A 12,364-nucleotide genomic window follows, 5' to 3' on the forward strand; every position below is an offset into this window, starting at 1 on the left:
CGGCGGGATCACCGCCCGCCGCGTGCCGCCCGATTCGCCGCGGCCTGCTCGTCGATCACCGCGCCACGCGTCGGCGCCGCGCCGCTGTCACCGTAGCGCTGGACCTGGACGCTCCCCCCAATCTGTTTGGCGATGGCCGCGGCGATCACGTCCCGCCGCTGCGCTTCGGACAGGGCAGCGGTCTGCCGCTCCAGCGCGGTCCAGTCGAGCCGCGACGCAAGCCCGTTGCCCATCTGCGTCTGCCCATCCCGCCAGACGGCGGCGACGACCTGACCACCCTGCCGGAACACGGTGTGGGCCTGCACGGCGCGGCTTCGGGCCGCAACCGCCGGGTCCACGGCGTTCGGGTCCGCCGCGATCCTCATCTGCTGCTGAAAGGCGGAATCGCCGACCCCGACCCGCGCCATCATCTCCGGACTGGCCTTGGTCGCCGCGGAGAAGCGGGTGACCATGCCGCCGTTCAATGCGTGGATGCCGGATGATCCAACTCCTGGCATGGAGACGGACAGGCTGCTCATGAAACACCTCGGGGTTGATTGGTGAAACCGCTTTGGCAATCTGCTATTAGCAGGTTCCATGCCATCCCCGATGGCGCGTGAGCGCTGCCTTACGCTGAAGCGGCAGGGAAAATCGAACCGCCGGCATGGGCCGAATCTTCCCCTCCACGGTGAAGGAAATGCCGATGGCGTCGAAGCATTGCGGCCGGCGTCACCGCGCGAAAATCTGCCCCATGTCCTGAAAGCTTTTGAACTCCAGGGCGTTCCCGCTCGGGTCGAGGAAGAACATGGTGGCCTGTTCGCCCACCTGGCCCTTGAAGCGGATCTGCGGCTCGATGAGGAATCGCACCCCTTCGGCCTTCAGCTTGTCGGCCAGCGCGTGCCAGTCGTCCCAATCCAGAATCACGCCGAAATGGCTGGCCGGCACATCCTCACCATCGACCGGGTTGGTGGCGCGGGTTCCGGCCTCCTCCGTCACATGCGCCACCACCTGATGGCCGTAAAGGTCGAAGTCGATCCAGCGGTCGGATTCACGCCCCACCCCGCAGCCCAGCAGGCCGGCGTAGAAGGCGCGCGCCTCCTCCTTGTCGCGGACGGGGAAGGCGAGGTGGAAGGGCGGAACGGGTTTGCGGTCGGTTGCGCTCATGCTCGTCGGGGTCTTCGCCCCCTCCCTGCTGGTGATTGCCCGAGCAGTCTACTCGGACAATCACCAGCCTGTCTCGGGATCGAACAGGTGCGTCCCCTCCCCGTCCGGTACGCGGTCAGGCGATCCCTTCCGCCGCCAGCGTCGCGGCCACGGCCGGGCGCCCGGCGACGCGGGCCATGTAGGCGGTGATGTTCGGGTAGCCGTCCAGCGGCAGGCCGACCCGCGGCGCCCAGCGCAGCACCGTGAATCCGTAGGCGTCGGCCACCGTGAAGCGGTCGCCCGTCAGGTAATCCTTGCCGGCGAGTCCGGCCTCCACCACCGCGAACTTGGCCGTCAGCGTCTGCTTGGCGATGTCCTTGAAGGCGTCGGGCGTGGTCGGACGGAACAGCGGGCTGAAGGTCTTGTGCAGCTCGGTGCCGATGAAGTTCAGCCACTCCAGCACGCGGTAGCGCTCCATCGTCCCTACGGCGGGCAGCAGACCGGTCTCCGGCACGCGGTCGGCGACGTACTGAACGATCGCTGCGCCCTCGGTCAGGATGGCGCCGTCGTCGAACGCGAGCGTCGGCACCTGGCCCTTCGGGTTGACGGCCAGGAAATCGCTGCCGTCCTCCAGTTTCTTGGCGACGAGGTCGACGGCCGCGACGTCGAAGGCCAAGCCGCTTTCGCGCAGAACGATGTGCGGCGACAGCGAGCAGGCGCCCGGCTTCAGGTAGAGCTTCATGACGTTTCTTATCCTTGTTTCCGGCGGGACGTTACGGATCGACAGTGGGGCACGGGGCGGCTGCGATTGCAACAGCGCGCCCCGTTCAGTCCAGCACCCGCTCAATCCGGCGCCCGTTCAGTCCGGCAGGCGCCGCCCGGTCTCCGCGTCGAACAGGTGCAGGGCGTCGGGCGGCGCGCCGACGCGCAGGGTCTCGCCCTCGCGGCAGAACGGCAGACCGGCGACTCGGACCACCATTCCCTCCCCGTCCGGCAGGCGGCCGTAGACCACCGTGTCGGCGCCCAGCGCTTCCACCAGATCGACCGCGACGATCAGCGGTCCGTGACCGGGTGTGACGGCCAGATGCTCCGGCCGCACGCCGAGCTTGATCGGCCGTCCGGCCATGTCGGGGCGCGGGCGCGGCAGGAGGAAGGCGGTGCCGCCGGGCAGCGCCACCGCCTGCCCGGCACCGTCGAAGCGCGCGTCCAGCACATTCATCGGCGGCGACCCGATGAAGCCGGCCACGAACAGGCTGGCCGGGCGCTGGTAGACCTCCAGCGGCGTGCCGACCTGCTCGGCCACCCCGTGATTCATCACCAGGATGCGGTCGGCGAGCGTCATCGCCTCCACCTGATCGTGCGTCACGTACAGGCTGGTGATGCCCAGCCGGTCCTGGAGCCGCTTGATCTCGACGCGCATCTGGGTGCGCAGCTTGGCATCCAGGTTGGACAACGGCTCGTCGAACAGGAAGGCGGCGGGCTCGCGCACGATGGCGCGGCCCATGGCGACGCGCTGGCGCTGCCCGCCGGAAAGCTGGCTGGGCCGGCGGTCGAGGAAGCGGTTCAACTCCAGGATTTCCGCAGCCTTGGCGACGCGCGCCTGGATCTCCGCCTTGGGCAGGCCGCGGATCTTCAGCCCGTAGGCCATGTTGTCGAACACGCTCATGTGCGGGTAGAGCGCGTAGTTCTGGAACACCATGGCGATGTCGCGGTCCTTGGGCTCCAGCCCGTTGACCACCCGCCCGCCGATGGCGATCTCGCCGCCGGTGATGCTCTCCAGCCCGGCGACCATGCGCAGCAGCGTGGACTTGCCGCAGCCCGAGGGGCCGAGCAGCACGAGAAACTCCCCGTCCGCGACGCTGATGTCGATGCCCTTGATGGCCTCGACGGCGCCGTAGGACTTGCGGACCCGATTCAGATCGACCGTTGCCATTTCTTATTTCTCGCTGTCCACAAGGCCTTTGACGAACCAGCGCTGCATCAGCACGACCACCGCCACCGGCGGCAGCATGGCCAGCACCGTCGTCGCCATGATGAGGTTCCAGTCGGTCGCGGCCTCGCCGTTGCCGATCATCTTGGTGATGCCGATGACCACCGTCTCCATCTCCGCGCTGTTGGTGATCAGCAGCGGCCACAGATACTGGTTCCAGCCGTAGATGAAGAGGATGACGAACAGCGCCGCGATGTTGGTGCGCGACAGGGGCAGCACCACGTCCAGGAAGAAGCGCAGCGCCCCCGCCCCGTCGATCTTGGCGGCCTCCGCCAGCTCGTCCGGGATGGTCAGGAAGAACTGCCGGAACAGCAGCGTCGCCGTGGCCGAGGCGATCAGCGGGATGGTCAGCCCGGCGTAGCTGTCGATCAGGCCGAGGTTGGCCACCACCTCGTAGGTCGGAATGATGCGCACCTCCACCGGCAGCATCAGCGTGATGAAGATCATCCAGAAGAAGACCATGCGCAGCGGGAAGCGGAAGAAGGCCACCGCGTAGGCCGAGATGATCGAGATGGCGATCTTGCCCAGCGCGATGACCAGCGCCATGACGAGGCTGTTCCACATCATGATGCGCACGGGCGTGTGCATGACGCGGTTGCCCTGCGACTCGCTCCAGGCCGAGGCGTAGTTGTTCAGCATCTCCCCGCCGGGCGTCAGCGGCAGGTTGCCGCGTCCGATGGTGGCGGCGTCCCAGGTCGAGCCGATGACCGTCACGTAGATCGGAAAGGCGAAGATCAGGACGCCCAGCATCAGGATCAGGTGCGGGACCATGTCCATCAGGCGCCCGCCGGAGCGCGGGGTGTCGCGGTCGCGGGTCATGAGTAATGCACCTTGCGCTCGACGAAGCGGAACTGGATGGCGGTCAGCGCGATGACGATGACCATCAGGATCACCGACTGCGCCGAGGAACCGCCCAGGTCGTGGTTGACCACGCCGTCCTGGTAGACGCGGAAGATCAGCGTCTCCGTGGCCTTGCCCGGCCCGCCGTGGGTCAGGGCGTGGATCGTGCCGAAAGTCTCGAAGAAGGCGTAGACGATGTTCACCACCAGCAGGAAGAAGGTCGTCGGCGACAGCAGCGGGAAGGTGATCGTCCAGAAGCGGCGCACCGCCCCCGCCCCGTCGATGCTCGCCGCCTCAAGGACGGAGCGCGGGATGGCCTGCAGCCCGGCCAGGAAGAAGATGAAGTTGTAGGAGACCTGCTTCCAGCTCGCCGCCAGGATGACCATGGTCAGCGCCTGCCCGTCGTTCAGCCGGTAGTCCCAGGCGTAGCCGAGGTTGTTCAGCGCGCGGCCCAGGATGCCGATGTCCGGGTTGAAGATGAACATCCACAGCACCGCCGCCACCGCGGGGGCCAGCGCGTAGGGCCAGATCAGCAGCGTCTTGTAGGCCGACGCCGCCCGGATCTTCGAATCGGCCGTCACCGCCAGCCCCAGCGCGGAGGCCAGCGACAGGACGGTCACCGACGCGCTGAAGACGATGGTGGTCTTGACCGTCTCCAGATAGTTCGGGTCGCTCAGCACCGCCTCGAAATTCTCCAGCCCGACGAACTGGCTGCGCAGCCCGAAGGCGTCCTGGAGATGCACCGACTGCCACAGCGCCTGCGCCGCCGGCCAGATGAAGAAGATCAGCGTCACCGCCACCTGCGGCGCCAGCAGCAGGTAGGGCAGCGCCTTGTTGTCGAAAATCACGCGACGTTGCATGGAACCCTTCGGTTGTCTCCGGTTCTTTCAGCCCTCTCCCGCCCTGGGAGAGGGAAGGGGCCCGCGCCGCAGGCGTGGGAAGGGTGAGGGTGCTGCCAAGGACACCGCCTTGATCTTCGTACGACCCTCACCCGCCCGCTACGCGGGCACCCTCTCCCGGGACGGGAGAGGGGGACGAACCGCCGCGCCACTCAGGTCTTGTTGGCGCGCTCGAAGTTGCGCAGGACCGTGTCGCCGCGCTTCACCGCGTTGTCCAGCGCCTGCTGGGCGGTCTGCTGGCCCTGGAACGCCTTCTCCATCTCCTCCTGGATGATGTTGCGGATTTCCGGCAGGTTGCCCAGCCGCAGCCCCATGGTGTTCTCGGTGGTGGCGGTGCGGGTCAGCTGCTCCGCCGGCACCTCGGCGCCGGGGTTCTTGTCGTAGAAGCCTTCCTTCTTCGCCAGCTCGAAGCCCTGGAGCGTCACCGGGACGTAGCCGGTGTCCATGTGCCACTTGGCGTCCACCTCCGGACGGGCGAGGTGGCTGAAGAAGGCGGCCACGGCCTTGTACTCGTCGGCGGTGCGCTTGGGCGAGGTCATCACCCAGAAGGAGGCGCCGCCGATGATCGAGTTCTTCGGCGAGGCGATGGCGTCCGGCCAGTAGGGCAGCGGAGCGGCGCCCCAGTTGAACTTGGCCTCCTTGACGATGCGCCCGCGCAGGCCGGACGAGGCCTGGATCATCGCGCATTCGCCCGACGGGAACAGCGAGTCCGCGGCATTGTCGCGGCCGCCGTAGCGCAGCGCGCCTTCCTTCTGCAGGTCGATCAGCGTCTGGAGATGCTTCACGAAGAACGGGTCGTTGATCTTCAGCGTGGCGTTCAGCCCGCCGAAGCCGTTGGCCTCCGACGCGAAAGGCTTGTCGTGGAGCGCGCCGACCTGCTCGAACTGCGTCCAGGTCGGCCAGGAGAAGGTCATCGGGCAGGTCACGCCCGCCGCCTTCAGCTTGCGCGCCGCGTCGGCCACCTCCGGCCAGGTCGCCGGCGGCTTGTTGGGGTCGAGCCCGGCCTTCTGGAAGGCGTCCTTGTTGTAGAAGGTGATGGTGGTGGAGCTGTTGAACGGCAGGGCCATCATCTTGCCGTCCTTGGAGCTGTAATAGCCCCGGACCGCCGGGATGTAGGCCGCGGCGTCGAGGCCCGAGCCCGTCTCGCTCATCAGCTGGTGCACCGGCTTGATGGCCGGGCCGGCGGACAGCATGGTGGCGGTGCCGACCTCGAACATCTGCACGACGTGCGGGGCGTTGCCGGCGCGGAAGGCGGCGATGGCCGCCTGCATCGTCTCCGGATAGCTGCCCTTGAAGGTCGGGTTGACCTGGACCTTGTCCTGGCTGTCGTTGAAGCCCTTCACCACCTGCTCGAGCTGGCCGCCGAGCGGTTGGGGCAGGCCGTGCCAGAATTCGATGACGGTCTTCTGCTGGGCGTGGGCGGCACCGGTGAAGCCGGCGGCGAGCGCGAAGGCGGCCGTCGAGACGGCGAGCTTGCGGCGGGTCAGCATGGTGGTCTCTCCCTGGAACCAATCGATTGCGTGATGTGCTGACATGCAGGGCGCGGGTTGCGGTCCCGCGACGGTCTTGTGAAGATTTGGTGACGTGTCCCGAACACGCGCGCAGGGGCGCGCCGCATCCGCTCCTCGCGGTTGCAACGTCGGTCCTGCGTAAGGCATGGAACGGGACTTAAATCGGTGGCGGATGCTGCGCCGGCATCGATGGTTTTCCTCCCCGCATGTGTGTTTCTTTTTTGCAAGCCTTAAGGATAGAGGGGGAGGCTGTCAATCAGCCGTACGTATCAGTACGGTCTATCACCCTTACGTCATCTCTCGGGGTGCCCTGTTTGGGCGAGCGCCCACAGCGCGGCGTCGTCCCGGCACAGGGTCCCGGCCAGTTGCGACAGGCTGTCCCCCATCAGGCCGGAGGAGCGCAACAGGCAGTAGGACCGGCTCGGCGCCGACAGATAGAGCGACGCCGTCGGGGCCGCGACCGGCGGCGCGGGATACTGCGCGGCGGGCGGCGGGCAGTAATAGGGCTGCGCACCGGGGTTGTAGCCGGGCACCAGCCGGTCCAGGCCGGGCCGGGGACCGAAGACGCAGCCGCGCTGGTCCCAGTCCAGGCTCGTCGTCTGCGCGGCGGCGGGCAGGACGACGAAGGCGGCCATCGTCATCCCCGCCAGACAACCGGCCAGCCGGCACCCTGCTTCGCGATGCATGCTCCCCTCCGATCCCGGGCCGCGCCCGTGGCGCACCCAGACCATGACGCCAGGGCCGGCGGGCCGTGAACGGCCCCGGCCTTCGGAGGAAGTATGCGCGCTCCATCGACGCCCGGTGCGGCGCCGATGGACGGGTCGGCGGGCGCAAGCGAGGACGACGCTCTCTGTTCGTTCGGTGGGAGGGAGCGCTCCGGCTATTCCGGCAGGATGCCCATCGACGTCGCGAAAGCCGTCATGTCCGCCCGGAAGCTGTCCTCCACCGCGATGGCCACCGGAACATTCTCGGCGGCACGGGCGTAATCGTAGCCATCGTAAGCATGGCGCAACGCGTGCCGGAAGGAGCGCAGCTTTTGAAGGCGACCAGCCGTTTCCGACGTGATCATGGCCGGACGCAGCCCCGCGACGGGCGCGGCGGCGCGGCGGATCAACTCGGCATGATAGGCCACTCCGCTGGGCAAGCCGCCGTCCACCGCCTGCACCAGCCGCTCCAAGGCGCACTCCATGGCGCCATAACCATTGTGCAGCATCAGGCCGATCGCGTATTCGCGATCTATGCGCAGATCGCCGGAAAGCTCTCCACCCGCTTGAAGGGCATCGGCCCGCATCGCCGCGTTTCGGATGTTGGTCCGCGCGGCGTCCAGGTCCCGCTGGATGTCAGCCCAGAGCGCCGGGTTCGCAGCCATGGCGCATCACACGGTCTCGGAGGGACGGCGACAGGAAGCGATCCGGAATGACATCCGCCTCGAACCCGGCGATGGTCAGCAGGGTGTCCACATCCGCCGCCACGTCGCTGTCCATCCCCGCCGGCACGCCGATCAGCGCGACGTCGAGGTCGGACCGCTCGTGAAATCCTCCCTCGGCCAGCGATCCGAACACGACGAGCCGCCCGCCGGCACGGCGCGCCACGGCGTCGGCCTGTTTCAACGCCCGCAACGCCGCAGTGCGGCGTTCCTCAAGGCGGCGGCGTCGGATGTCGTCGTACCGTGGATGACTCGCGTTGGTGATCTCCATAGCCTTTGTCCGAACCCGATTGAAGCTGGCCCAGAAACGGACTGTACGGAAACGATCATATCCGAAATCAACCCCGGCCACGCACCAGATTCGCCAACGACCAAGTCACGCCGCGCTGCTGCTCTCGACCGGCAGTTCCGCGGCGCTCGCCGCCGCCAGCGGGACGTCCACCGCGAAGACCGACCCCTTCCCAGGCACCGAGCGCAGCGAGACCGGCAGGCCCAGCAGCGTCGCGAGACGCCGCACGATGGCGAGGCCGAGCCCCAGCCCGTGCCGGCGGTCGCGGTTCGGGTTGCCGAGCTGGTGGAAGTCGTCGAAGATCGCCGACTGGTCGGCGGGGGCGATGCCGAGGCCGGTGTCCCACACCTCGATGCGCAGCGCGCCGCCGCGCCGCCGCGCCGCCAGCAGCACGCCGCCCGACTCGGTGAAGCGCAGGGCGTTGGACAGGATCGGGCGCAGAAGCTGCTCCAGCAGCACCGGGTCGGTGCTCACCTCCGCGTCCGCGGGACGGACGTTGAAGCGCAGGGCCTTGGCGTCGGCTTCCGGCGCGAACTCGTTGAGCAGGCGGCCCAGCGTCTCGTCGATGGGGAAGGTCTGCACCTGCATCCGGACCAGCCCGGCCTCCAGCTTCGACACGTCCAGCAGGGCGCGCAGGAGCGCCTCCGCCGCCTCGATCGACATCTCCAGCTTCTCGCCCAGATCGCGCGCGCCGGGATCGGTCAGGCGTCCCATCAGCAGATGATGGAACAGGTGCATGGCCTGGAACGGCTGGCGCAGGTCGTGGCTGGCGGCGGACAGGAAGCGCCCGATGGCGGTGCGCCCCGTCTCGGCCTCCTGGCGGACCCGCTCGGTTTCGGCCCGCGCCCGCTCGGCCTCGGCGCGGGCGGCGGCCAGAGCGGCGGCGTTGGTGTCGGCGATGGCGGCGACCGCGGTGATCACCCCGTCCGCGTCGCGCACCGGGCTCAGCACCATTTCGCCCCAGGGCAGCAGGCCGAAGGCCGACAGCGGGGTCCCGGTGAGGACGACGCGGCGGACCTGGGCCTCGACCTGGGAGACGATGGCCGCCGGGACCCCCAGCTCGGTCAGATCCTTGCCGTCCGCCTCCTCCGGCAGGCGACCGAAGGCCGCGGCAAAAGCCTGGTTGACCACGAGAAGCCGAGCGTCCAGCCCAAGCAGAGCGTGAGCGGCGCCGTTGGCGGAGACCAGAGCCTCAAGCCAGATCGCACGATCCGTCATATGACCTTCGGTTGAGTTCTTTCCGGTATACTCGCCCACAACTTCACCGCTAAAACTGAGATTGCAGCACATTTATCCGGCCACTTGCCCGTCCGAGTCAAATATCACATGCAAAACTCACTTGGGACAAATTCCGTTTGAATGTGAAGGAGAACGGTCCCATTGGCCCCGATCGGCCATGCGGGCTATAAGTCAGGTATGCTCTTCCGCCGCAAATCCCACCCCTCCAAATCCCCGGCTCAACGCCCGAAGGCCCCGCGCGCCCTGGCGGTCGCCGGCCTGCCCGTGCCGCTGGAATTGCGGGAAAGCGCCCGCGCCCGCCGGATGACCCTTCGGGTGGATGCCGGACGCGGGCTGATCCAGGTGGTGATCCCGGTGGGCGTCCCGGAGGCGGAGGCGCTGCGCTTCGTCGGGCGTCACGACGGCTGGGTGCGGGCGCGGCTGGCCGCCCTGCCGCCGCAGCTTCCCTTCGCCGACGGGGCGGTGGTGCCCTATCTCGGCGTCGATCACGTCATCCGGCACGCCCCCGACCTGCGCGGGGCGACCCGGCGCGAGGATGGCGCGATCCTGGTCGGCGGCCGGGCGGAGCATGTCGCCCGCCGGGTGCGCGACTTCCTGATGGCGGAGGCGCGGCGCGAGCTGGCCGAGCGGTCGCGCGCCAAGGCCGCGCTGATCGGCGCGCGGGTCGCCGCCGTCACCGTGCGCGACACCAAGAGCCGCTGGGGAAGCTGCTCGGCCACCGGGCGGCTTTCCTTCTCCTGGCGGCTGATCCTGACGCCGGAATCCGTGCTGGATTACGTGGTGGGGCACGAGGTGGCGCATCTTCGCGAGATGAACCACTCCCAGCGCTTCTGGACGCTGTGCGCGCAGCTGACCGGCGACGTGCGCACGCCGCGCCTCTGGCTGAAGGCCAACGGCGCGCGGCTGCTGCGGTATGGCGAAGGGGGCGAAGGGGGAGCGGAAATGGTTTCACCTGCAAATGACGGTCATGCCGAAACGCCGTGACGGGGTCGCGCCGAGCCTCTGCTAGAGTGCGCCACCCCCACCGTCCCCGGCCCGGCTCTCTCTCCATGCCCCGTCCCGATTCCCTGACCGTCCGCGTGCTGCTGACGGCGCTCGTCGCCTTCGGCCCGCTGTCCACCGACCTCTACCTGCCTTCCCTGCCGACTCTGGTCAGCGTGTTCGACACCGACATCGCCACGGTGCAGCTCACCCTGTCGGTCTTCCTCGCCGGCTTCGCGGTGTCGCAGCTCGTCTACGGACCGGTGTCCGACCGCTTCGGGCGGCGGCCCGCCCTGCTCGGCGGCATCCTCATCTATCTGGTGGCGAGTGCCGCCTGCGCGCTGACCGACGACATCGAGACGCTGATCGTCGCGCGCTTCTTCCAGGCGCTGGGCGCCTGCTGCGGCCCGGTGGTGGCGCGAGCGGTGGTGCGCGACGTCTTCGGGCGCGACCGGGCGGCCACCGTGCTGGCCTACATGGCGATGGCGATGACGCTGGCCCCCGCCGCCGGCCCGATCCTGGGCGGCGTCCTGACGGAGTGGTTCGGCTGGCGGAGCAACTTCCTGCTGCTGACCGGCTTCGCCGCCCTGATCCTGGCCGCCACCTGGACCCTGATGGGCGAGACCAACGCCAACCGCGACGAGACGGCGCTCCAGCCCGGCCGGTTGCTTGCCAACTACGCGCTGCTGCTGCGAGACCGCGGCTTCGTCGGGCAGATGCTGACGGTGGCCTTCGCCTACAGCGGCATCTTCGCCTTCATTTCCGGGTCCAGCTTCGTGCTGATCGGGCGGTTGCACCTGACGCCCGCGCAGTTCGGGGCGAGCTTCGGCGCGGTGGTCCTGGGCTACGCGGTGGGCTCCTTCCTCGCCGGGCGGCTGAGCGTGCGGCTGGGCGGACCGCGGATGATCCGCACCGGCACGGCGGTCTCGCTGGCCGGCGGGCTGCTGGGGGTGGGGCTGGCGCTGGGCGGGGTGCTGCATCTGGCGGCGGTCATCGCCCCGGTCTTCCTCTTCCTGCTGGGCGCCGGGCTGACCCTGCCCAACGCCATGGCCGGGGCGGTCGGTCCCTACCCGATGATGGCCGGGCTGGCCTCCTCGCTGGTCGGCTTCGTGCAGATGACCGTGGCGGCGCTGATCGGCGTGGTGCTCGGCCACAGCCACGCGGACAGCCAGCTTCCCATGATGACGGCGATCGGGCTGGTCGCGCTGGGCGCGGCGCTCGCCCACCGGCTTCTGGTCAGTCCTCGGACTTGACGGAGTCGGGAATCCAGCGCAGGGCGTAGGAGAAGACGATGGTGACGGCGAGACAGAGCGCCAGCGCCATCCCCGCCAGCACGTAGAAGCCAGCCCCGCAGGCGATGCCCAGCGCGCCGGCCATCCAGATCAGCGCCGCGGTGGTCGCCCCGCGCACCGTGGTCCCGGCGCGGAACATCACCCCGGCGCTGATGAAGCCGATGGCCTGGGCGATGCCCTGGATGACGCGGGTGGGGTCCATGTCGCCCCCGCCGGTCCCCTTCCCGGCCATGCCCCAGTAAAGCTCCAGCGCAACCAGGGTGGTCACGGCCGCGCTGATGGCCACCAACGTGTGGGTGCGCAGCCCCGCCGCCTTGCCCCGGATCTCGCGGTCGAGTCCCAGCGCCGCCCCGCAAACCGCCGCCGCGGCCAGCCGGGCCGCCATGTCCCAGACCGGAATGGCCGTACTCAAGTCCATGTTATTCCTCCCTATTTTTACCTTTGCGTAACGCTTGCTACTTTTTTGCGCCCGGTCGCATTTTTCACTTTAAAAGGCGGTCCGTTCGATCTATGTAACCGCAACTCGCAAGCGCACGTGCCGCTGGCCCGCCCCTCGTCCTTTTCGAGATGTGGTTATGCAACGACGTAACGCGTGATCCCCGACCGTCCCTTAAGCAAGGCGGCGTCTTGGAGGTTACGATGGTTCATGTTGTTGTGGGTGGGCGCCGGCTCACCCGTCTCCGACTCTTTCCGGTTCTGTCCAGTCCGGTCCTTCCCCGCAAGGCAGCACGGCAGTCCAGTATGGGCGGCCTGAACGCCTGACCGTCTTTTCTTT

14 protein-coding genes are annotated in these 12,364 nt (G+C 68.5%); 2 read left to right on the forward strand and 12 right to left on the reverse strand.

The window, feature by feature from the left end; all coding sequences use genetic code 11:
- Window positions 1-8 precede the first annotated feature (8 nt).
- The 11 genes from ACFPMG_RS07035 to ACFPMG_RS07085 form a co-directional block, all read right to left on the reverse strand.
- Window positions 9-518 (reverse strand): hypothetical protein, encoded by a 510-nt coding sequence (locus tag ACFPMG_RS07035; RefSeq protein WP_376994481.1) that lies wholly within the window; start codon window positions 516-518, stop codon window positions 9-11.
- Between the two features lie 190 nt (window positions 519-708).
- A complete protein-coding gene (locus ACFPMG_RS07040) occupies window positions 709-1,143 on the reverse strand; it encodes a VOC family protein (RefSeq protein ID WP_137139823.1) in 435 nt (144 codons plus the stop codon).
- Between the two features lie 115 nt (window positions 1,144-1,258).
- Entirely contained in the window at window positions 1,259-1,864 is a 606-nt protein-coding gene (gene gstA / locus ACFPMG_RS07045) for a glutathione transferase GstA (protein ID WP_376994482.1), read from the reverse strand.
- A gap of 117 nt (window positions 1,865-1,981) precedes the next feature.
- Complete coding sequence (locus ACFPMG_RS07050; RefSeq protein ID WP_376994483.1) at window positions 1,982-3,055, reverse strand: sn-glycerol-3-phosphate import ATP-binding protein UgpC; 1,074 nt, start codon at window positions 3,053-3,055, stop codon at window positions 1,982-1,984.
- A 3-nt stretch (window positions 3,056-3,058) separates the two neighbouring features.
- Complete coding sequence (gene ugpE, locus ACFPMG_RS07055) at window positions 3,059-3,931, reverse strand: sn-glycerol-3-phosphate ABC transporter permease UgpE (RefSeq protein ID WP_376994484.1); 873 nt, start codon at window positions 3,929-3,931, stop codon at window positions 3,059-3,061.
- Window positions 3,928-4,812 carry a sn-glycerol-3-phosphate ABC transporter permease UgpA gene (ugpA, locus tag ACFPMG_RS07060; protein WP_376994485.1) on the reverse strand — a complete coding sequence of 295 codons (885 nt, stop codon included), beginning with the start codon at window positions 4,810-4,812 and terminating at the stop codon, window positions 3,928-3,930. The genes ugpE and ugpA overlap by 4 nt, the downstream gene beginning before the upstream one ends.
- 191 nt (window positions 4,813-5,003) lie before the next feature.
- The gene (ugpB, locus tag ACFPMG_RS07065; protein WP_376994486.1) at window positions 5,004-6,341 is read right to left on the reverse strand and encodes a sn-glycerol-3-phosphate ABC transporter substrate-binding protein UgpB; all 1,338 of its coding nucleotides are present in this window, start codon (window positions 6,339-6,341) and stop codon (window positions 5,004-5,006) included.
- Between the two features lie 314 nt (window positions 6,342-6,655).
- On the reverse strand, window positions 6,656-7,048 hold the full coding sequence (locus ACFPMG_RS07070) for a hypothetical protein (protein ID WP_376994487.1): 393 nt from the start codon (window positions 7,046-7,048) through the stop codon (window positions 6,656-6,658).
- Window positions 7,049-7,242: 194 nt separating this feature from the next.
- Window positions 7,243-7,731 carry a ribonuclease toxin HepT-like protein gene (locus tag ACFPMG_RS07075; RefSeq protein WP_376994488.1) on the reverse strand — a complete coding sequence of 163 codons (489 nt, stop codon included), beginning with the start codon at window positions 7,729-7,731 and terminating at the stop codon, window positions 7,243-7,245.
- Window positions 7,703-8,059, reverse strand: coding sequence for a nucleotidyltransferase family protein (locus tag ACFPMG_RS07080; RefSeq protein WP_376994489.1), 357 nt, complete (start codon window positions 8,057-8,059; stop codon window positions 7,703-7,705). Before ACFPMG_RS07080 ends, ACFPMG_RS07075 begins: the two co-directional genes overlap by 29 nt.
- 105 nt (window positions 8,060-8,164) lie before the next feature.
- Window positions 8,165-9,295, reverse strand: coding sequence for a sensor histidine kinase (locus ACFPMG_RS07085; RefSeq protein ID WP_376994491.1), 1,131 nt, complete (start codon window positions 9,293-9,295; stop codon window positions 8,165-8,167).
- Window positions 9,296-9,493: 198 nt separating this feature from the next.
- Between ACFPMG_RS07085 and ACFPMG_RS07090 the strand changes: the two genes are divergently transcribed.
- A complete protein-coding gene (locus ACFPMG_RS07090; RefSeq protein WP_376994492.1) occupies window positions 9,494-10,300 on the forward strand; it encodes a M48 family metallopeptidase in 807 nt (268 codons plus the stop codon).
- 65 nt (window positions 10,301-10,365) lie between these two features.
- Window positions 10,366-11,550, forward strand: coding sequence for a multidrug effflux MFS transporter (locus tag ACFPMG_RS07095; protein WP_376994493.1), 1,185 nt, complete (start codon window positions 10,366-10,368; stop codon window positions 11,548-11,550).
- On the opposite strand, the gene ACFPMG_RS07100 is transcribed toward ACFPMG_RS07095, so the two are convergent.
- On the reverse strand, window positions 11,534-12,007 hold the full coding sequence (locus tag ACFPMG_RS07100) for an MgtC/SapB family protein (protein ID WP_376994494.1): 474 nt from the start codon (window positions 12,005-12,007) through the stop codon (window positions 11,534-11,536). The two genes, ACFPMG_RS07095 and ACFPMG_RS07100, sit on opposite strands and share 17 nt — an antisense overlap.
- Between the last annotated feature and the right edge of the window lie 357 nt (window positions 12,008-12,364).

It is taken from the genome of Azospirillum himalayense (genome assembly GCF_042657465.1).
Lineage (GTDB): Bacteria > Pseudomonadota > Alphaproteobacteria > Azospirillales > Azospirillaceae > Azospirillum > Azospirillum himalayense.